Below are 21,116 nucleotides of genomic sequence, written 5' to 3'. Positions count from 1 at the left end.
GTGTTTCAAGGCAATATATTGCAATTACCTAAAAACACGTTTACTTAATATTTAGTTAAACAAATAAGCTGATGAATAAAATGAAGATGATACCTGAAACGGAAATAATTGTTTCTAATAATGACCATGTTAAGAATGTTTCTTTTACAGTTAAACCAAAATATTCTTTAAACATCCAAAATCCTGCGTCATTTACATGAGACAAAATCACACTACCTGCACCTATCGCAAGTACAACTAATGCAACATTTACATCTGATGATTGTAATAATGGTAAGACAATACCTGTAGTTGAAATCGCAGCTACTGTAGCCGAACCTAATGCGATACGTAGCACAGCTGCAACAATCCATGCTAGTAAAATTGGAGACATCTCTGTACCTTCAAACATTTTAGCAATTGTATTTCCGACACCACCGTCAATTAATACTTGTTTAAATGTACCGCCACCGCCAATAATCAATAACATCATTCCGATTGGATAAATCGCATTCGTCACTGATTCCATAATATGATTCATCTTACGCTTTCTCATTAATCCCATCGTAACGATTGCAAACATTACTGCAATAAGCATAGCTGTCCCTGCTGTTCCTATCATATAAATGATAGATTCAAATAGATTTGTAGGTTTGTCGTGCCCAGTTACAAGTTGCGTTATCGTAGACACTAACATTAATATGACTGGTAATGTTGCAGTTAATAAACTCATACCAAATCCTGGCATCTCTTGATCCGTAAATTCTTTTTGTGCACCTAACGCTGAAATATCGCCTTCTCGTGTATACGCAGACGGAATCATTTTTTGTGCAACTTTGTTAAATATAGGTCCTGCAATGAGTGTAACTGGAATGGCAATAATCATACCGTACAGTAATACATCTCCAACATTTGCCTTTAATTCTTTTGCGATGACTACCGGTCCTGGATGTGGTGGTAAAAAGCCATGTGTCACAGATAAAGCTGTTACCATAGGTAGTCCTAGTTTTAACACTGAAACATTTGCGCGTTTTGCTACTGTAAATACTAATGGAATCAGTAAGACTAAACCTACTTCAAAGAACAATGCAATACCGACGATAAATGCTGCAACAAGCATTGCCCATTGTACATGTTTTTGACCAAATTTTTGAATCAACGTGTCTGCAATTCGAGTTGCACCACCACCATCAGCAAGTAATTTCCCAAGTATGGCACCTAAACCGAAAATTAGTGCAATGTGGCCGAGCGTACTGCCCATCCCTTTCTCAATCGTCTCCATAATTTTAGTCAATGGTATACCTAGCATTAACGCTGTAATCATCGATGTGATAATTAATGAAATAAATGTATTTAATTTAAACCCAATAATTAATACTAATAAAATAACGATACCTAAAACAACACTGATTAACGGCCATATTTCGTTAAACATGACATTCCCCTCTTTCTCTTTTCAATAGAATGTAACACCGTCGTCGCGCACGTATTCCACATAATATATAGTAGTCATGGCACAACAACTTTATCTAAGATGCTTAAGTGACGTATTTATTGTGTTTTATTTTCAGCCATATGTTGGCGTTGAAAATCTGCAATTTGTTCATAATTCTCAGTTAAAGAACGACTTAAATTGATAAAAATGGATACGAGCTCTTGATAAACAGCGACATTTTCTTTAATCGGCGTATGATTGTTTGTGGCACCGACCATCGATGAAACGATTGAAAAATCTTCAATGTCACCTACAGCCTTAAGTCCGAGTACGCAGGCACCTAAGCATGAACTTTCATAACTTTCAGGAACCAATAACTCTGTGTCAAATATATCTGACATCATTTGACGCCATACTTCACTTTTCGCAAAACCACCTGTTGCTTTTATCATCTTAGGTGTTTCATTCATTACTTCAATAAGCGCAAGATAGACGGTATATAAATTGTAAAGAACACCCTCTAATGCGGCGCGAATCATATGTTCTTTTTTATGAGATAAAGTTAAACCGAAGAATGAACCTCTTGCATTTGCGTTCCAAAGCGGCGCACGTTCTCCAGCTAAATAGGGATGGAATATTAAACCATCTGCACCTGGTTTAACACGCTTTGCAATTTGAGTTAAGACATCATAAGGATCAACACCGAGACGTTTCGCAGTTTCGACTTCACTCGCTAGCAACTCGTCGCGCAACCATCTCAATACGACACCACCATTATTTACAGGACCTCCGATGACGTAGTGGTCCTCTGTTAAGACATAACAAAATATTCTACCTTTGTAATCAGTACGCGGTTTATCTATCACAGTACGAATCGCCCCAGATGTACCGATTGTGACAGCAACTTCTCCTTTACCAACACTATTGACACCCAAATTAGAAAGGACCCCATCACTCGCACCAATAACAAACGGTGTATCTTCATTAAGCCCCATTAATGTTGCATAACATTCTTTCATGCCTTTCATTACGTACGTTGTTGGCACTAATTCCGGCAACATTTCCTTGGAAATACCAAGCAATTCTAATGCCCCAACATCCCAATCTAATGTTTCTAAATTAAACATCCCTGTTGCGGAAGCCATTGAATAATCAATGATATATGTATCAAATAAATGATAGAAAATGTATGTTTTAATATCTGCAAACTTAGCAGTACGTTGAAATACATCTTGCCATTCATGTTTCATCCAAAAAATTTTCACTAAAGGCGACATAGGATGAATAGGCGTACCTGTTCGCTGATAAATCGCATTGCCATCATGCACTTCATTTATTACTGTTGCATATTTTGCAGCGCGGTTATCTGCCCAAGTAATATTATTTGTTAATCTTTGATGTTGCTGATCCATCGCAATCAAGCTATGCATTTGCGCACTAAATGACACAAATTTAATATCATCTTGATTAACTTTCGATTCTCTCATTATGTATTTAATTGTCATTAATACCGCATCAAATAATTCATCTGGGTTTTCTTCTGAGACATCAACGTTTGGTGTGTGTAAATCATAGCCGATTTGATGTTTCATGATGAAAGTTCCATTTTCATCATATAAGACTGACTTGGTACTCGTCGTTCCAATGTCGACACCAATCATATATTTCATGACAAATCCTTCTTTCTTTCATTTTAATTCAACCAAAATCCTTCAATATCTTTACCAACATCGTCAAAATTTAAATGAAACGCTTCTTTCAAAATTTGACTGTCGTATTGTTCCACTGCATCAATAAACACTTGATGATTATGATGTATACGTTCAAAATCTTGTAGGTTCTGTTGCATACGTTGTCGCATGGATGTTAAAACGAGTGCCATCATTACTGGTTTTAAATGACTCCAAAATGAGTTTAAATATTGGTGGTTAGATGCTTTGATTAATGTTTCATGAAATTCAAAGTCATGCTTCGTAAATGATTCTGCATCTTCAAATTTTACTGCCACTTTCATCATTTCAAGTTGTTTCTTCATTTCTTTTACGATGGGTAGTCGATCTTGATTTTTAACTCTTGAAAATGCAAAAGACTCTAGCATCAGTCGCAAATCGTACATTTCTTTCTTTTCTTGTTCCCCAAACGGCAACACATGTGCACCCATTCTTTCTAATTGGATGAGTTGATTTTGTTGCAATAATTTAAATGCATCTCGAATTGGCGAACGACTCACATTAAATTGCTTTGCCATTTGATTTTCAGTGAGTAACGTACCTTCAGCTATGTGACCATTCACAATACCTAAGCGTAATTCTGCCGCGATACCTTCTCCAGTTGTCATACCTTCCAACCATTTCTCTGGATATCCATACATCATCAAAGCCACTCCTTCATTACACGACATACTTGTATACAAGTATGTTAATATAGTTCTTAATCGTTTGCAAGCGCTTTCTTTACGCGTACTAAAATAGTGACCACCCCTTTTCGATGTAAGTTTAAAGGGAATGGTCACTATCACACGAATAATTTAATTGTTATGTTGTATGCGGGATATTTCTAATTGTTCTGTACTCATATGCGCTTTAGGTACTTCAATGCAATAATGCGTTTCATGACAGTTCGGACATTCGAATCGACGTGTTGTCGCTGTATGCTTCGCTTTGATAACTTGCCATAAAGATGGTGAGAATATATGCTGGCAGTTAGGACATAAATAGGCAACCTTTTGTTGGTAATAAAAAGTAACTCCAATGCCGTATCCAATCATAAACGGCAACGCAATTAGAAACGGCCATTTATTTTTCATCAAAATTGCACTTATAATGCTAGAATATTGAATTATTCCTATAATACCAGCACTAATCCAAATGTTACGACGAATACTTTTCATTTCAGCTGATTTACTCATGACATGCTCTATGTCTTTTAAGTGAGTGATTGGAGACGTCGACGCTTCATTTACGTAATATTGAACATTTTTAATTTTGTTTAATACCGCTTGTTGCTGTTTAACTTGTTGGTTAATTTCTTGTTGTTTCATAGTTAGTAAAGTATTGAGCGTCTTCAAAGTACCTTCACCTTTTAGCAACATATCTATATCGCTTAACGCACAACCTAAATCTTTAAGCAATAAGATTAACTCTAATGTTTGTCGCTGTTGTTCTGTATACACACGACGCTTTCCTTCTGTAAATCCTTGTGGTTTCAAAATACCTTTGCGATCATAATATTGAATCGTTCGCGTTGTCACATTGCATAATTTTGCGAGTTCTCCAGTCGAATAGTTAGACATAGATTCCACCTCCTACAATCACCATAGTTGATGACCCGACGTCACGAGCAAGTACTTTTTCTACATTTTAAAGAAATTTATTATACTAGGCGTCTTATTTTTGTGATTTCGTACCATGTTGATTTACAAAATCACTCAAATTAAGCAACACTACTACTAAACGTCTACTCTGTTATTTCAGAATGAATTTGTTGTAATTTATCTTCAACTTCAGTAATCTCTGTCGCACATTCTTTCAGTAAATCTCGATACTTTTCCGTCTCTGCATTGTTTTTATAACGTATTTTATGTTCTAAACTTGCCCACATATCCATACCTATCGTTCTAATTTGAATTTCAACAGGCAATACCTCAACGCGTTCTGCTAAAAAGACTGGAATGGATACAACGATATGTAAACTGCGGTAACCATTTTCTTTAGGGTGCTGAATATAATCTTTACGTTTTATCAATTGTACGTCTTCTTGTTTAAGCAACATCTCTTCAATCAAATAAATATCATCTAAGTAATTACATACTACGCGAATTCCCGCAATATCCAGTATGTATTCTTTGGCAGTTTCTGCACTAATCTGTAATCCTTTACGATTAAGCTTTTCTATTAAACTACGCATTTCTTTCACACGTCGCTCCATATGATGTATAGGATTGTGTTTATAAATGTGATTGAAATTGTCATCTAAAATACTCAGTTTAGTGCTTATTTCCTTTAGTGCTGACGAATAAATATGATCTAACTCTACGAAACCTAATAACGTATCAAATGCTTCATCACCATTTTCAAATTTACTTAAACTATTTTTAAAATCATGTCGCAAATCCTCTAAATATAGTGATGGTTTTCGATCTACATACATTTTTATACTAACCTCCGATATATAATCATCTTTATTGTACCTAACATTTTATTAAGATAATACTAATACACTATCGAACTTTGGGCTGATACTGAAACAGCACAAAGAAACTCAAACAATCCGAATTATGTATCAAAACCTTCAATTACAGGAAGTAATTTTAAAATGATTTAACGCAAAAAAACACCTGTTACCGTTATATAGGTACAAGTGTTTAATTGATAGAGATGTTATACGTCTTTAAATGATTCCACAACTTTTGGATGTGGACCATCCATAAGCGGTTCTCTTTGTCGAACGCCACCACTTTGGTTGCCAATTGATTCGCTATCAAAGTACGATTTATCTTGATTTGATTGTTCTTGAATATGTTCTTCATTATCAGTTGTTGCATATTCACTATCCACCTCTGCTTTTTCCATTGTTGCTGTATGGAATTGTACGAAGTTCTCTTCTTCTAATGCTTTGATTTCTTCTTTCGATAACGCTCGATACCAATCTTTGGCTTTTTTCGCCGCAATAGGAACAACATCTTTTTCAAGATATCCTTCTTTTAACATTGCATTCGCAATTTCTATCGCTTTTTGCCGTTTAATTACTTCAAATTCTTTCCATTTTTCGGGGTAACCTTTCATTGTAAAGGGCATTTCCTTAACCTCCAATATGTTATAATTCATGTTATATACCACCATAATTATAAAATGAAACATATTAAACACAATTTTTTAGACTCCCGTCATAATAACTTCAGACAAACGTTAGTCTGACCTGATAAATATTTTATTTTAAACGTTCTTGTCTCTCTCACGAAAACCATTGTGTTGAATATTCATCATTGCTGATTGAATATAATTATACTGTGGTAAATCTGGTAATATCTTTATTTCTAATCCTGTATTTAATTCGAAATGCTTAGCGATGTTTTCAAATGTTGCTAAATACTCGCCCATTAATTGTTCATTTATTGTAAGTCTATCTTCATTAGCCATGGCTCTATTTAACATAAAGCTAATTTCTTCTAATGCGAATAAGCTAGGATAATAATTTTGAATCAATGTCTTATCACTAAATAATTCACCATTAGCTGCATTATAAACTTGCGTCATGTTATTTAATTTCACAGATAGGTTCATAGCCGTGTTTTTCTGATACACATCATCTTTATATTGGTTTTCAGAAAACAAATAATGGAAGAGCGTTGCTTCTTTACGAACAACTTCAGCCATTACATTAGGAAGCAATGCGGATGCGGTACGTTGTCCAAGGACAAATAAACCTATGATTGCAATCATAATACCCATTGCAACGTCAATAACTCTTGGAAACGCAATGTTAATTGTTAAATTCTGTGATGCTAATCCATTCATTAAAATAACTTGTATTGTAATAAAAACTACTGCAATCGCATAATTTGCTCCCACCAATGCTTCAGTAAACAATGCTGCAATGCCCATTAAAATTACTGCAACAGGTGTTGGTATTGAAAACAACAATATGACTGAAAGTACTAACACACCTAAAATAGTACCTAAACCTCGTGCCATACCTCTCTCGATTGCATGTATAGTTGATGTTCCTAGTAATATTGTATGTGCAGATAACGGTATCCAGTATGCTTTTTCAAAATCAAACATTAACGCAATAAATATCGCTATCATCATAATCGCTGTATATCTCAATGTATTTCTAAAAACAATAGAGTCTAATGTTAAATTTTGATAAATGCGTTTACTATATAAAGGTTTTCGCATGTCTGCTTCATACGCAATACGCGCTTCATTTGCATGCACCATTTCATCAATTTTCAATATATGGTTGAATAAATTTTGAAATTCCTCTGTTACTGTCACTTCTTTTCGCCAATATCTTACATTTTCCTCACTATTATCTAGTTGTGCAATGATATGATCCATCATTTCAATTAACTCATCTGGCAATGGTCGAATTTGTTTAGCGTTCAACTCTAACAGTTCAGAATAAATCCCTTGGGCAGATGTGTGTAATAATAATAATTTTTGGAAACGTCTACTTAATTTATCGTTACTTGAAGTAGAAGTGATTAATAATTTATCAGATGCTTTAAAACTATCCACCGCTGTTTTTGCTACTTGTAAAAAAGCAGATTTATCATTATAAGTGTGTAACAACTTAGATATGAGTTTAAAATCATTTTGAATTGCTTGTTCTTCAGCTTTGTTTTTAGAAAATACGATCGTGATTAACACCATCATAGTGGCAAGTATACCGCCTACTAAAATCGCAAAGCCTCTATATAATGCTTCTTCGGGAGCTATAGGTAAGTTAATGGGTAGACTGAATGTCACAATGAAGAATGTCGATGACGGTCCAGCTATTTTTAAGGCAGTAAATATATAAAATGGTATAACCGTAACAATTAATAATGTCATTCCAAAAACGAGTGGCGTTTTGGCTGTTAGCGTACCAAGCATCATACATATTGCAAACGCTAAATTACAAATTATTACAGTTCGCAGCTTAGATCGCGACGGACCTTTAAAAACATAAATATGGGCTAGTGTTCCGGTTGCAACTAATAATCCAAATTGGAAATTACCACATAAGTAACCGATTATTGCAGGAATAATCATTAACAGTCCCTGTCTTACACCTTTATAAAAGTCTAAGTTAAGTCGATTGATTTTTGTGAGTGATGTCAAAAAGATGTCATTTCGACTTCTCCTTTCCTGGTCAAAATATTTCCATAATCTTTTTATTAGCATAGTTAAAATGAATTTGTTGCTATAAATTTTAATTACGCAACATATGTCATTATAACACCTTATGCTCAATTATCTAAATTTAAAAACTTTTAAAGTCCAATTAAAATTAATTTCTAATGTTATTTAACATCGTTGAACCTTTGGTCGCCCACCTTTGCGCTAGTTAAGATTTATTTGTGACATGTTGAAATTATTTTAGTGAATACGATATTTAGGGTTAGAAAAACATTCACATAGACTTAAGGTTTATTTACTTCATATTATTCCTAGGGTTCATGATCCAAACTATAGTGAATTTAAGAAAGTTTATAAAACATATTTGCCTCATAAGCTTGAATAGTTCCTATATTCGTTATTTAAAATGACATTCGATGTCAGTTCATTTCTTAAAATATCGAAAGATGATTACGTATAATATATATAGTGACGTATTTACAAATAATGGCAGTAAGCAGTACAAAATGATTACACAAAAATTTCCTTCTACTCGATAAATTAAGAAGTATAAAATAATTAAAAAAATACTTATAATCAGACCTATAAGAGGCAAACTTCTAATATATTTCTCTAAGTTTTCCTTCATATGTATAACCTCCTAAAATTTATATGTACTTTTACAAGCGTTACCTGACTAATGTTTTAAAACTTTATTTCTTTACATATATCATTTTAATAACTTCCCGTTCATCTTAAACCATATCTGTTTTAAAAAGTTTCAATTTCAACGTAAAAAAGCAATAAGCCCCAACAATGTGAAAGCTTACTGCTTGTTCAAATTATTTTTCTATTGCTTTATCATCACTAACAATTAAAGGTTGATCTGGTTTCACATAGAACCACATAATCACAGCGATTACTGCTGGAACGATTAACAATTGGAATGTCATTGTCCAACCTAAATGTTCTACGAATAGACCTGCTAATAGCGGACTGATTAATGCACCTATATTACCCCATAAGTTCATCCACCCTGATACTGTACCAGAGAAGTTACGTCCTAAGTCAGTTGCTGCAGCCCAACTCATACCCATTGAAATACCGATACCACCAAGACCTAGTGATAACCAGAAAATACTTACATATAAATTTCCTGTACGTACAGCAAAGATAATTGAAACTGCAAACACAATAAATCCTGCGATTGCAATTACACCTCTAGCTACGAATTTTGAACGACCTAATCCTACTACACGGTCAGAAATTGCACCTGCTGATAAGATTAAGAAGAACATTAATAACCAAGGTAATGAACTAATGCTCATTTCTTTAAAGTTAACGTGGAACACTTCTGTTAAATACGTCGGTAACCAAATTAAGAATAATGTAATGATAAATTGTACAACAAAGTATTGAATTGCAATTGCATAGAAGCTAAAACGTTTAAAGAAATCATTCCATGGTGGTGATGACTTTTCAGTAGCTACGATATCACGATTTTCCATAATGAAACGTTTCTCCGCTTCATTAACCATTCTATGTTGCTCAGGTAAGTCTTTGGCAATAATCGCCCATAATACAGCCATTAAAATACCTACTGCACCAAAAATGTAAAATACTGCTTGCCAGTTAAATGCGTTAACAATAGCAATTGTAACTATTGGTGCTAATACAGGTCCGAAATATGATCCTGCTAATAATGCACTTGATGCTCTACCTTTTTCATTTTTAGAGAACCAAAATGAGTTAAACACAGCATTAGAAGGATACATTGGCGCCTCACCCACACCAAATAAGAATCTCACTAAATAAATTAAACCGTGGTTCTTAATCATACCCGTTAAGATTGTAAATGCACTCCACCAAACTAATGCAATTGTAATCATCTTACGTGGACCGAATTTTTCAGCCAACATCCCCGATGGTACTTGCATTAATGCATAACCTAGAGAGAAGAATGATGCCAATAAACCAAATTGTGGTTTGGTCATCCCTAAATCATCCATCATTTGTTTAGCGATATATGAAATGTTTGCTCTATCCATATACGCAATAACCCCAATAAAGAAGAACGCAAGCGCGAACATCCACCTTACGTTAGTTCGTTTTTCCTTCATAACTATTCCTACTTCCCTAATTAATTTTTTAAAACTTACCCTGAAACGTTAAAATTTTCGGACATCTGGCATGTCCACCCCTACTTTGTCACAAAATTGTACCAAAGTTATTTTTTATAATATTATCAGACATGGAAAGCGTTTACAATAGAATATATAAAAATTTTATTAAATTCCGCTTAACTTTTGCTATTAAAACGATATAAAGGAACTTTTAGTTACATAGTAGCCTATCATTTGTTAATTAAAAATACTGCAATCCTAGTGTTTTAAAACGTATATTGCAGGCTTTCTTACATATTCGACATTCATTTTAAATTGCATAAAACTGCATTGCTCATTCATTGTGCAGCGCCTGTTATTTAGATGATCATTTGTTGACTTTTCGTACTTATAGCAAGCAATTTTTTGATTTATTGCTTATAATACATTTTAAGACAAATGCTTGTTTCAACATCGCATACGACATCATTCATTATTCATTTGAATTTATCCAGTTTCTATTTGTCTGCAATTGCTGAAAATTAAAGGAGCTTATTTTTAATAATGGAACAAATTATCACTGAATTTATTAGTCGTTTTGGGTATGCAGCCATTTTTATATTAATTTTATTAGAAAATGTTTTACCTATCGTACCATCGGAAATTATTCTGACATTTGCTGGCCTTATGTCTGTTAAATCACATTTATCAATTTTAACCTTATTTATTATTGCAACCATCGCATCGTTTATAGGGCTGTTAATTTTATATTATATCTGCCGTTTGATTTCAGAAGAACGTCTATATCGTTTTATTGATCGACACGGTAAGTGGATTAAATTGAAAAGTAAGGATTTAAAGCGAGCAAATGATTGGTTTAAAAAGTATGGCGTATGGGCTGTATTTATCTGTCGTTTCATACCTGTATTACGTGTATTGATTACCATTCCAGCCGGTGTAAACCGCATGAATGTTGTGACATTTACCGTTATTTCATTAATAGGTACAACAATTTGGAATTTCGGATTAATTTTACTAGGACGCACGTTGAGCGATAGCTTTGGTATGTTGATGACTGGTCTTCATACATATTCACGTATTATGTATGTTGTCATCATTATCGCAGTCATTTACTTTGCTATACGTTACATTGGCAAACGTAAGAGAGTAAAATAATATTGTTGTTAGTATAAAGGCATGAATTTTAAATTTCTATACACAAAAAGCAGTGAATCATTCCATCTATTGAAATGATTCACTGCTTTTTTAAGTTTATTTGGCATACTTTAGCTGAAAGTCACCTATCTTTATATAAAGAAATATTATTATTAACATGCTAGTTATAGTTGTGAAGTAAAAGGCTACCAACGGCTGAGAAATGATACCAATTAATAATGCACCGACAGTCATTCCAATATATCTCACAAAATTAAATACACCTAGCACTTTTCCTTTTATATGTTCAAACCTTTTAGAAATTATAGTAGACAGCAAAGCTGGCACAATACCAACACAAGTACCTAATATAAATATAATTACTGATAATATAATTACATTTGATTCGTTTAACCAACCAAACAATAACGTAAATATAGCAAATCCAGTTATAGTAACACGAAGTATCATTATTTCATTATATTTTTTTGACAATCGTTTATAAAATAAACTTCCTAATATAACACTAACAGTAATAGGTAAAAACAAAACTCCTGATATTCCAACGCCTATATCATAGGTATTATTTAATAATGTCGGTAAATAAACTAATATTGAAAAGTACGTCAAAAATATTAAAAATCCCAATGTCACTAAAGTAATAAACACTTTATCGATCAAATATTTTTCTTCAATTTTTTCAGTTAATTTCACAATCCCTTTTTCAACATTTGGAATATCAATAAAAAAGATAATCAGAAATAATACGATAGATATAACAAGCAAAAAACTAAAAATACCAATATAATCCCATCTTGCACCTAAAGTACTCCCTAAGATTGGTGCCAAAGCTGGCGCACATGATAAAAATATTTGATAGTTCGCCATAGCTTGAGCTCTACCATTATCTGTACTTAGTTTGGCTAATAAAGTTAAAGTCACGAGAGGAATAATTCCGCAACCAATTGCTTGAAATAACCTTGATATAGCAAATAATATAAAGTTATGTGTCACTGCACAAATAAAGCTAGATATGATTACTATTCCCAATCCCGTTAAAAGTACTTTTTTCGAATCACGAGAATCTATACTTCTACCAAGTACAATTTGCATAACTGCAACGATAAATATAAAACCGCCAACTGTCGCATTTATCCAAAATAGTGGTACTTGAAAATCGTCATATAGTCTCGGAATAATAGGCGTGTATATGTTTTGAATCAATGATGCAAAAAATGCTAAAAATCCTAGAATATATAATCTGATATTACTATTAGTCATTTAAACCATCTTCTTTTTTTAATTCTTCTATACTACGATTTAAAAACTCTACAATAACTGCCATTTCATCATTATCAAAGACTTTAAGTACCTCTTCATATTTTTTTACCGCTTTTTCATGTAATTCATCATGTATATAAGATAATTTTTTTCCTTCTTGTGTTAATGAATAATTAACTTCTCTTTTGTTAAATTCATTGTGCGATTCAACTACTAAGCCTTTCGCTAAAAGTTTTTTTATCGATTTAGTAATTGCTGGTTTTGATACATTTAACATTTCAGACAAAAATTTATTATTCACTTTATCATTATTATCAATCAACTCTATGATATGAAATTGTGTTAGAGATAAATCTAGTTCCTCATTTTCCTTTTTATACTGTCTTCTTTTATCGGCATTTTCTCTTTCTATAATAAATTGTTGTAACTTTAAAATAACTTCTCTCTTCATATCCACTATTATTCCTCCTCTTCGTTAGTTAACCGGTTAACTATATTATTGTTGTCACTCCCATTTTTGTCAAATATTGTTGTAATTAACATATATTTACTTAGTTATGCACCATTTATTCCGCAAACTTATCTCACAAATCCATCTATAATACAAACTATCATCTTAAATAAGCAGAATTTACCCTGTCCTCCACACAAATTGTTTTCGTCACTTTAATGTGCCTACTATCCAAAAAAGTTACTCATAACAAATTGCGAATTTTAATAAATGTAGCAATGCCATTTGCATGCTACAAAAATACTCGTATTCATATTTATGTTTTATATTATTAAAGTTTTTTAAATCCATATTTTTATAACACTTGCTATGTGATAAAATTAATTTTATATATAAAAACTTAAGATTCAGATTATTTAATAGCAAAGGAGATAGTGATATGGATGTTTTAACAATAGAACATTTAACAAAGAAGATAGGCAACAAAACGATTCTCGAAGATGTATCATTTAAGCTGAAACGCGGACAAATAGTTGGTCTCGTTGGAGCGAATGGTGCAGGTAAAACAACTTTAATGAAAGTTATATTAGGTTACTCTAGTTTCCAAAGCGGGAATTTTAATGTTATTAACAGCAAGGACAGTAAAAACAATATCGGTGCATTGATTGAAAATCCAGGAATATATCCTTTTATGTCTGGATATGAAAACTTGAAGTTATTGAACGAATCAAAAAACACTCAAGATATCGATAAAATTGTCTCACAACTTCATATGAATGAATACATTCATAAAAAAGCTAAAACGTATTCTCTTGGTATGAAACAAAAATTAGGAATTGCTATAGCATTTTTAAATAAACCTCAATTTATTATCTTAGATGAACCAATGAACGGCTTAGATCCAAAAGCTGTGCGAGATGTACGTGAATTGATTGTCCAAAAAGCGCAAGAAGGTGTTACTTTCTTAATTTCGAGTCATATTTTAAGTGAATTAGTTAAAATCACAAACTCTATCCTTATTATTAACAAAGGTAAAATTGTTACAGAAACATCGGAAGAAGAACTTAAACAATTTAAAGATAATGATTTAGAAAATGTATTACTAGAAATCATAGAAAGGGAGGACCAAGCATAAAATGGGAACTTTAATTAAACAAGAATGTTTCAAATTATTTAAAAAGAAATCAACTTTTATCGCACCTATTGTCTTCATTCTACTAATGGTTGCTCAAGGTTATATCGCTACAAAATACAATGAAATTTTTACGCCACAGGAATCTTTCACATCTGCTTATAATGGTTTTTCATGGTTTGCATTTTTATTAATTATTCAAGCAAGTACAATCATTTCAATGGAATTTCATTACGGTACGATTAAAAATTTACTCTATCGTGAATATTCAAGAACAACTATGATTGTTAGCAAAATCATCACATTATTTATTATTTCTTTAATTTATTTTATTATTACAATTATTGCTTCAATTGTTATTGGTTCTTTATTCTTTAATGATTTAAATATATTTGAAAGTAGCGGTAATCAATTATCTTTATTGAATCAATTATTATTAGTTAGTTTAGGCACATTTGTTGGCGTTTGGTTAGTTTTAAGCTTAACGTTGCTATTATCATCTGCAACAAATTCAACGGGAGTAGCCATTGCTGTAGGTATTGTTTTTTATTTTGCAAGTTCTATTTTAGCAGTTATTCAAACGGCACTTTTAGAAAAAATAGACTGGCTAAAGTGGAATCCTATTAATATGATGAATATTATGCTTCAAACAGTTGAAAAAGGTTTTAGTAAGTCGACGAAATTAGAACTTCATGAATTGTTTATTGGTAATATTGCTTATATTTCTATTTTCTTAATACTTGTAGTATTTATTTTCAAGAAGAAAAATATTTAGTAACTTAAAGTTATTAAATGTCTAAATACACACATATTCCATCGTATTCCAAAATCATTTTCAAATCCCTTCACCCAAATAATGGTGCGGGGATTTTTTCATCCAAATTTTGGCAATTACACATTTTACATATCGTAATTTTTTAGGAAACTAGTGAATATAACAAATCTCTTCTCTCATTTTTAAAATAGATATATCACTTCCCCACTTTTACTTAACTAAACTGCAACGGCTCCTAATACCAAAATCCTGCCCTCTATTTTTATCAATTCAAGCATACTTATTGAAAAATGTTAACGTTTTCTTGATAATCATTGTAAGCGCATTTATTTTATAAACTAACGTTTGAAATATACTACAGGAGTGACACGTAATGACTCAAATTACTGAAAAAGAATTAAAAAAGAAGTATTTAGATTTACTATCCCAAAATTTTGATACTCCAGAAAAACTTGCAACTGAAATTATCAATTTAGAATCAATTTTAGAATTACCTAAAGGTACGGAACATTTCGTCAGCGATTTACATGGTGAATATGAAGCTTTCCAACACGTATTACGCAACGGTTCTGGGAACGTGCGAGCGAAAATCAATGATATTTTCAAAGAGAGACTTTCAACTAAGGAGCTTAATGACTTAACTGCTCTTGTCTACTATCCAGAAGACAAATTAAAATTGATTAAAAGTGATTTCCAAAATTGCGGTCAACTTAATGTCTGGTATATCACAACAATCGAACATTTAATTGAGTTAATTAAATATTGTTCTTCAAAATATACGCGTTCAAAACTGCGTAAAGCATTGCCAAAACAATACGTTTATATTATTGAGGAACTACTGTATAAAAGTAATGAATATCAAAATAAAAAATCATATTACGAAACACTTGTTAACCAAGTAATTGAACTTAAACAGGCAGATGATTTAATTATTGGACTCGCTTATTCCGTACAACGCTTAGTCGTCGATCATTTACACGTTGTCGGTGATATTTATGATCGTGGACCACAACCAGATAAAATTATGGATACACTGATTAATTATCATTCCCTAGATATTCAATGGGGTAATCATGATGTGCTTTGGGTTGGAGCCTATGCTGGGTCAAAAGTATGCTTAGCAAACTTACTTCGAATTTGTGCACGTTATGATAATTTAGATATTATCGAAGACGCTTATGGCATTAATTTAAGACCACTGCTTACTTTAGCTGAAAAATACTATGACGCAGATAATCCTGCTTTTAAGCCTAAAAAAAGACCTGACAAACACGAACGTTTAACTCAACGTGAAGAAAGTCAAATTACTAAAATTCATCAAGCTATTGCGATGATTCAATTCAAGTTAGAAATACCAATTATTAAACGTCGTCCAAATTTCGAAATGGAAGAACGTCTTGTGCTTGAAAAGGTTAATTATGATACAAATGAAATTACAGTTTATGGTAATACATACCCATTGAAAGACACATGTTTCCAAACTGTCAATCGTGATAATCCAGCAGAATTACTACCTGAAGAAGAAGAAGTCATGAATAAACTATTATTGTCATTCCAACAATCTGAAAAATTACGTCGTCATATGTCTTTCTTGATGCGTAAAGGCTCTCTTTACTTACCATATAATGGCAATTTACTCATTCATGGTTGTATTCCAGTTGATGAAAATGGTGAGATGGAATCATTTGAAATTGATGGTCATACTTACAGCGGCCAAGAATTATTAGATGTGTTTGAGTATCATGTCCGTAAATCATTTGATGAAAAAGAAAATACTGATGACTTATCGACGGATTTAGTTTGGTATTTATGGACTGGGAAATATTCGTCACTATTTGGTAAACGTGCCATGACTACGTTTGAGCGATACTTTATTGCAGATAAAGCTTCTCATAAAGAAGAAAAGAATCCGTACTATCATCTTCGTGAAGATGTGAATATGGTTCGTAAAATGCTCAGTGATTTCGGATTAAATCCAGATGAAGGACGCATTATTAATGGTCACACACCAGTGAAAGAAATCAATGGCGAAGATCCTATCAAGGCTGATGGAAAGATGCTTGTCATTGATGGTGGCTTTTCAAAAGCTTATCAGTCAACAACTGGCATTGCAGGCTATACACTATTGTATAATTCATTCGGTATGCAACTCGTTGCACACCAACAATTTAACGCTAAAGAAAAAATACTTTCCGAAGGTATCGATGAACTTTCTATAAAGCGCGTCGTAGATAAAGAATTACAACGTAAGAAGATTCGTGATACCAATATTGGTAAAGATCTTCAAGCTCAAATAGATATTTTGAAAATGTTAATGCATGATCGTTACTTAGACTAAAGACGACATTTGATGCATGTATCGTGCACTTATTTAGTGGTACTGTGTTTACGCATTGGCTACGCAAACACGATGATAAATAGGCGACCTAGCTACACCGAAAAAAATCCCCTCACTATTGCGAGTAGTGAGGGGATTGGTGTATCTATGCTAATTCCTGTTAACTGTATTATAACAACTTTACAGCAAAAAAATGCAAAATCAACTAATAAATTAATGAAATGACCGACACCCTCGCTTCTACTCCAATTTAACAAAATACTATATTAGTACTATATTTTTCATTAACATGTATGTTACATTTTCTATATTACTTAAAATTACGAAGGGACATTTTTAAATCATGCGTATCTTAAAAGAGTCCATTATTGTGGCATTTGCCTTTGTTGGTGTTGTCGTTGGTGCCGGCTTTGCTACTGGTCAAGAAATTTTCCAGTTTTTCACAAGTCATGGCGCATATAGCATTTCAGGCATTATTGTAACAGGACTATTGATTACTTTAGGTGGAATGGTTGTCATGCATACAGGTCATCATCTAAAGTCCAGAAATCATTCTGATTCAATTAACTATTTCTTATACCCCTCTATTGCAAGAGGTTTTGATATTATTTTAACAATGTTTATGTTGTCTTTAGCTATTATTATGACTGCAGGTGGTGCGTCAACCATTCATCAAAGTTTCAACTTACCGTATTGGCTGAGCGCACTCATATTAGTCGCCTTTATTTTAGCAACACTGTTTCTAAAATTCGATCGTTTAATTGCTGTGCTTGGCGGTGTTACCCCATTTTTAATTGCGATTGTCATTATGATTGCGGTCTACTATTTCACAACAAGTCATCTTGATTTTACTGCCGCTAATAATGATGCTCAGATTCATAAGCAGAAATCATTATCACCTGGATGGTGGTTTGATGCGATTAACTATGCAAGCTTGCAAATTGCTGCTGCCTTCAGCTTCTTATCAGTGATGGGTAGTAAAGTTAAATATCGTGACTCAACGTTATACGGGGGCTTGATTGGCGGTTTAATCATTACATTTTTACTCATGATGATTAATCTAGGTTTAATTTCTCAATTCGATAAAATTAAACACGTAGATCTACCTACATTAAAATTAGCGACACAAATGTCTCCGTCAATTGGTATTATTATGTCTGTCATTATGATACTTGTCATCTACAATACTGTTGTTGGATTAATGTATGCATTTGCGTCACGTTTCAGCGTTCCATTCAGCAGACGTTACTTCATCATTATTATTACAATGGCTGTCATCACTTATATTAGTACATTTATCGGTTTCATTTCATTAATTGGAAAAGTATTCCCTATTATGGGATTGTTCGGTTTCATCTTACTCATACCTGTACTCTATAAAGGTTTAATTAAGCGTATTACCGGCAAATCTCATATCGATTAAAATATCTATACTATTGTAAAATTTAGTACAGCACTTCAAAATCAAAAAAGCGGGCAGATGAAAAGTAAAAATCTTTTCCATCTGTCCGCTTCTTAATAGAACTGTTATTTCCCAAGTATTTGTTGACCAGCCGTTAATCCAGTTTCTGTAATTTCATGGCCCTTCACCCAAACTTCTTCGACTTGTGCCCCACGTGTATTAAACAAGTTAATGACTTGTTCACTTGCAGCTAATGGCACAATTGGATCATGTTTCCCCATAGAAAGCAACACACTGACATCTGATAAATCCTTTGTTGACGTTACTTCAACTGGGTATAACGGTGCATATAACAATGCTTTTTTAAATGGTGCTTCTGAACGCAACATTAAGTTAATCGCTATATTTGATCCATTTGAAAATCCAACAAGTACTGCTTTTTCAATATCAAAATCATAACGTTCAGCAGCTTCTTTAATGAACGTCAACAATTCTTGTCCACGAAATGCCAAATCTTCTTCATCATAAACACCTTCACCAAGACGTTTGAAATAACGGTTCATCCCATTTTCTGAAACTTGTCCTCTAATACTTAACAAGTGATAATTTTCATTCAATGCTTCGCCTAACGGTAATAAATCGAACTCATCACCACCTGTACCATGCAATAATATTAGTGTTGGCGCACCATTTTGTCCTTCTCTAAAAATATGTTCCATCACAAATCCTCCTCATTCCAATTAACCATGTTGACGCTTCGTATTAAAAGGTCTAACTTCCGATTCAATATATTCTCTTTTATTTTCTAAAAATGGTGGTAAGGATAACCCTTCGCCTAATGTTTCATAAGGTTCATCTTCCATAAATCCTGGTCCATCTGTTGAAATTTCTATTAAAATATGCCCCACACGTGCATATAATGCTTCAAAATAGAAACGATTAACGATGCCTGAGTTATTAATACCTACCTCTTTATATTTCGTTGCCCACGCTTCTATTGCATCATGATCTTTCACACGAAATGACACATGATGTACCTCACCATAACCTTGACGTGCTGCTGGCCCTTTATCATCTTTTATTAAGATTACCTGGCCACCATTGCCTCCTTCGCCAACTTCAAGTAATGCGACATTATCTTCATGCGCAATAGTTGTCATACCGTAAACAGTCTCTAAAATATTTTTAAAGTCGTCAAAATAACTTACTTTAATTTCAATGGGGCCTAATCCATAAATCGCTTTATCTACTGGAACCGGTCCATTCTTCCAAGGTACACCAGGTGCTACCCCTTCATTTAACTCATCTAAAATTAATTGATACACTTGGCCATCGACTTCTTCAAATGGCAACACTTTTTTACCAAATAATTCTTGAATACCTTCGTGTTTAACACCAAACTCATCAAAGCGCTGTTCATAATATGTTAATGCGTCATCGTTAGGCACTCTAAAAGACGGTCTTGTAATGGAATTTGTTCCTGCCTGCCCTTTTGTAATATTTGGAAAATCAAAGAACGTCATGTCTGTACCTGCCGAACCTACATCATCTGCAAAAAAAGTATGATACGTATAAATATCATCTTGATTGACTGTCTTTTTAACTAAACGCATGCCTAGTACTTCTGTAAAAAATTTATAATTACGTTCTGCATCATCTGTCATTGCAGTAACATGGTGAATACCTAGTAATTCATGATTATTTATCATTTTATATACCCTCTTTATATTTTTAGTGCATTTATCTCGAAATCGAGATACTTTAATGTAAATTTTTAGTGCACGCCTTACACTTCTGTAGATTGTGCACTTAGTTTCTTAAACGCTTGTTGTAAGATTGTTAATTCATCCTTTGTTAACACATCAAACGCTTTTGTTAATGTCTCAGCATGCTTAGGGAAAATATCTGCCATTTGACTTTGACCTTTTTCAGTTAAACAAGCCATATATACACGTTTATCATCTTTATCCTTTTCACGTGTAATCCAACCTTTGTCCTCTAATTGACTTACAACATATGAAATGCTGCTACTTGCAATTAATACGCGGTCTCTAATACGTTGAATTGGTTGCGGACCTTTATTATAAAGCAACTCGAGCACTGCAAATTCAGTAATATTTAAGCCATATCGCTTTACGTCTTCTTTTGTAATTTGCTCTAATGTGTCTAACGCCCTATTCATTCCGACAAAAACATTGAGAGATTGTTTCGTTCGATCCATATGATCACCAACTTTTTTATT

The 21,116-nt window shown here is 33.0% G+C and carries 20 protein-coding genes; 5 read left to right on the top strand and 15 right to left on the bottom strand.

Annotated features, from left to right (window positions below):
* Positions 1 to 55: 55 nt before the first annotated feature.
* The 9 genes from JQN76_RS04860 to JQN76_RS04825 all read right to left on the bottom strand — a co-directional run bounded on the left by JQN76_RS04860 (position 56) and on the right by JQN76_RS04825 (position 10,358).
* Positions 56 to 1,414 carry a gluconate:H+ symporter gene (locus JQN76_RS04860; RefSeq protein WP_000481427.1) on the bottom strand — a complete coding sequence of 453 codons (1,359 nt, stop codon included), beginning with the start codon at positions 1,412 to 1,414 and terminating at the stop codon, positions 56 to 58.
* A 116-nt stretch (positions 1,415 to 1,530) separates the two neighbouring features.
* Positions 1,531 to 3,084: a gluconokinase gene (gene gntK, locus JQN76_RS04855; protein ID WP_000876654.1), complete on the bottom strand. Its 1,554-nt coding sequence runs from the start codon at positions 3,082 to 3,084 to the stop codon at positions 1,531 to 1,533.
* Positions 3,085 to 3,107: 23 nt separating this feature from the next.
* On the bottom strand, positions 3,108 to 3,788 hold the full coding sequence (locus tag JQN76_RS04850) for a GntR family transcriptional regulator (RefSeq protein ID WP_000990131.1): 681 nt from the start codon (positions 3,786 to 3,788) through the stop codon (positions 3,108 to 3,110).
* 153 nt (positions 3,789 to 3,941) lie between these two features.
* Complete coding sequence (locus JQN76_RS04845) at positions 3,942 to 4,706, bottom strand: MerR family transcriptional regulator (protein ID WP_000074008.1); 765 nt, start codon at positions 4,704 to 4,706, stop codon at positions 3,942 to 3,944.
* 164 nt (positions 4,707 to 4,870) lie between these two features.
* Positions 4,871 to 5,563, bottom strand: coding sequence for a GTP pyrophosphokinase (locus JQN76_RS04840; protein ID WP_000289140.1), 693 nt, complete (start codon positions 5,561 to 5,563; stop codon positions 4,871 to 4,873).
* Positions 5,564 to 5,793: 230 nt separating this feature from the next.
* Complete coding sequence (locus tag JQN76_RS04835) at positions 5,794 to 6,210, bottom strand: DUF2188 domain-containing protein (RefSeq protein ID WP_001117050.1); 417 nt, start codon at positions 6,208 to 6,210, stop codon at positions 5,794 to 5,796.
* 138 nt (positions 6,211 to 6,348) lie between these two features.
* A complete protein-coding gene (locus JQN76_RS04830) occupies positions 6,349 to 8,172 on the bottom strand; it encodes an FUSC family protein (RefSeq protein WP_001815353.1) in 1,824 nt (607 codons plus the stop codon).
* 511 nt (positions 8,173 to 8,683) lie between these two features.
* Positions 8,684 to 8,887 carry a hypothetical protein gene (locus JQN76_RS14190; protein ID WP_001621913.1) on the bottom strand — a complete coding sequence of 68 codons (204 nt, stop codon included), beginning with the start codon at positions 8,885 to 8,887 and terminating at the stop codon, positions 8,684 to 8,686.
* Positions 8,888 to 9,080: 193 nt separating this feature from the next.
* The gene (locus JQN76_RS04825; protein ID WP_001836834.1) at positions 9,081 to 10,358 is read right to left on the bottom strand and encodes a pyruvate MFS transporter; all 1,278 of its coding nucleotides are present in this window, start codon (positions 10,356 to 10,358) and stop codon (positions 9,081 to 9,083) included.
* Positions 10,359 to 10,904: 546 nt separating this feature from the next.
* Between JQN76_RS04825 and uptA the strand changes: the two genes are divergently transcribed.
* On the top strand, positions 10,905 to 11,516 hold the full coding sequence (gene uptA / locus JQN76_RS04820; RefSeq protein ID WP_000435044.1) for an undecaprenyl phosphate transporter UptA: 612 nt from the start codon (positions 10,905 to 10,907) through the stop codon (positions 11,514 to 11,516).
* An 8-nt stretch (positions 11,517 to 11,524) separates the two neighbouring features.
* On the opposite strand, the gene JQN76_RS04815 is transcribed toward uptA, so the two are convergent.
* The 3 genes from JQN76_RS04815 to JQN76_RS04805 are packed head-to-tail and all read right to left on the bottom strand — an operon-like array spanning position 11,525 to position 13,227.
* Complete coding sequence (locus JQN76_RS04815) at positions 11,525 to 11,623, bottom strand: hypothetical protein (protein ID WP_031774931.1); 99 nt, start codon at positions 11,621 to 11,623, stop codon at positions 11,525 to 11,527.
* Complete coding sequence (locus tag JQN76_RS04810; protein ID WP_000185195.1) at positions 11,613 to 12,776, bottom strand: MFS transporter; 1,164 nt, start codon at positions 12,774 to 12,776, stop codon at positions 11,613 to 11,615. Before JQN76_RS04810 ends, JQN76_RS04815 begins: the two co-directional genes overlap by 11 nt.
* Positions 12,769 to 13,227, bottom strand: a complete 459-nt coding sequence (locus JQN76_RS04805) for a MarR family winged helix-turn-helix transcriptional regulator (RefSeq protein WP_001834516.1) — start codon at positions 13,225 to 13,227, stop codon at positions 12,769 to 12,771. The genes JQN76_RS04810 and JQN76_RS04805 overlap by 8 nt, the downstream gene beginning before the upstream one ends.
* Positions 13,228 to 13,666: 439 nt before the next feature.
* On the opposite strand from JQN76_RS04805, the gene JQN76_RS04800 reads away from it, so the two are divergent.
* The 4 genes from JQN76_RS04800 (at position 13,667) to JQN76_RS04785 (ending at position 18,895) form a co-directional block, all read left to right on the top strand.
* Complete coding sequence (locus JQN76_RS04800; protein WP_000382899.1) at positions 13,667 to 14,362, top strand: ABC transporter ATP-binding protein; 696 nt, start codon at positions 13,667 to 13,669, stop codon at positions 14,360 to 14,362.
* A 1-nt stretch (position 14,363) separates the two neighbouring features.
* The gene (locus JQN76_RS04795) at positions 14,364 to 15,134 is read left to right on the top strand and encodes a DUF2705 family protein (protein WP_000536959.1); all 771 of its coding nucleotides are present in this window, start codon (positions 14,364 to 14,366) and stop codon (positions 15,132 to 15,134) included.
* A 373-nt stretch (positions 15,135 to 15,507) separates the two neighbouring features.
* Positions 15,508 to 17,472, top strand: coding sequence for a fructose-1,6-bisphosphatase (locus JQN76_RS04790; RefSeq protein ID WP_000192168.1), 1,965 nt, complete (start codon positions 15,508 to 15,510; stop codon positions 17,470 to 17,472).
* A 343-nt stretch (positions 17,473 to 17,815) separates the two neighbouring features.
* Complete coding sequence (locus tag JQN76_RS04785; protein WP_001549787.1) at positions 17,816 to 18,895, top strand: YkvI family membrane protein; 1,080 nt, start codon at positions 17,816 to 17,818, stop codon at positions 18,893 to 18,895.
* A 104-nt stretch (positions 18,896 to 18,999) separates the two neighbouring features.
* Here JQN76_RS04785 and mhqD read toward each other — a convergent pair whose 3' ends face one another.
* The 3 genes from mhqD to mhqR all read right to left on the bottom strand — a co-directional run bounded on the left by mhqD (position 19,000) and on the right by mhqR (position 21,095).
* Positions 19,000 to 19,593: a methylhydroquinone degradation carboxylesterase MhqD gene (gene mhqD, locus JQN76_RS04780; protein WP_000400032.1), complete on the bottom strand. Its 594-nt coding sequence runs from the start codon at positions 19,591 to 19,593 to the stop codon at positions 19,000 to 19,002.
* 21 nt (positions 19,594 to 19,614) lie between these two features.
* Entirely contained in the window at positions 19,615 to 20,583 is a 969-nt protein-coding gene (gene mhqE / locus JQN76_RS04775) for a ring-cleaving dioxygenase MhqE (protein ID WP_000609347.1), read from the bottom strand.
* 77 nt (positions 20,584 to 20,660) lie between these two features.
* The gene (mhqR, locus tag JQN76_RS04770; RefSeq protein ID WP_000376235.1) at positions 20,661 to 21,095 is read right to left on the bottom strand and encodes a MarR family transcriptional regulator MhqR; all 435 of its coding nucleotides are present in this window, start codon (positions 21,093 to 21,095) and stop codon (positions 20,661 to 20,663) included.
* Positions 21,096 to 21,116: the final 21 nt, after the last annotated feature.

Source organism: Staphylococcus sp. SM3655 (assembly GCF_016917315.1).
Lineage (GTDB): Bacteria > Bacillota > Bacilli > Staphylococcales > Staphylococcaceae > Staphylococcus > Staphylococcus aureus.
The sequence above is the reverse complement of the archived record's forward strand: the minus strand, read 5'-3'. Positions and strand labels throughout refer to the sequence as shown.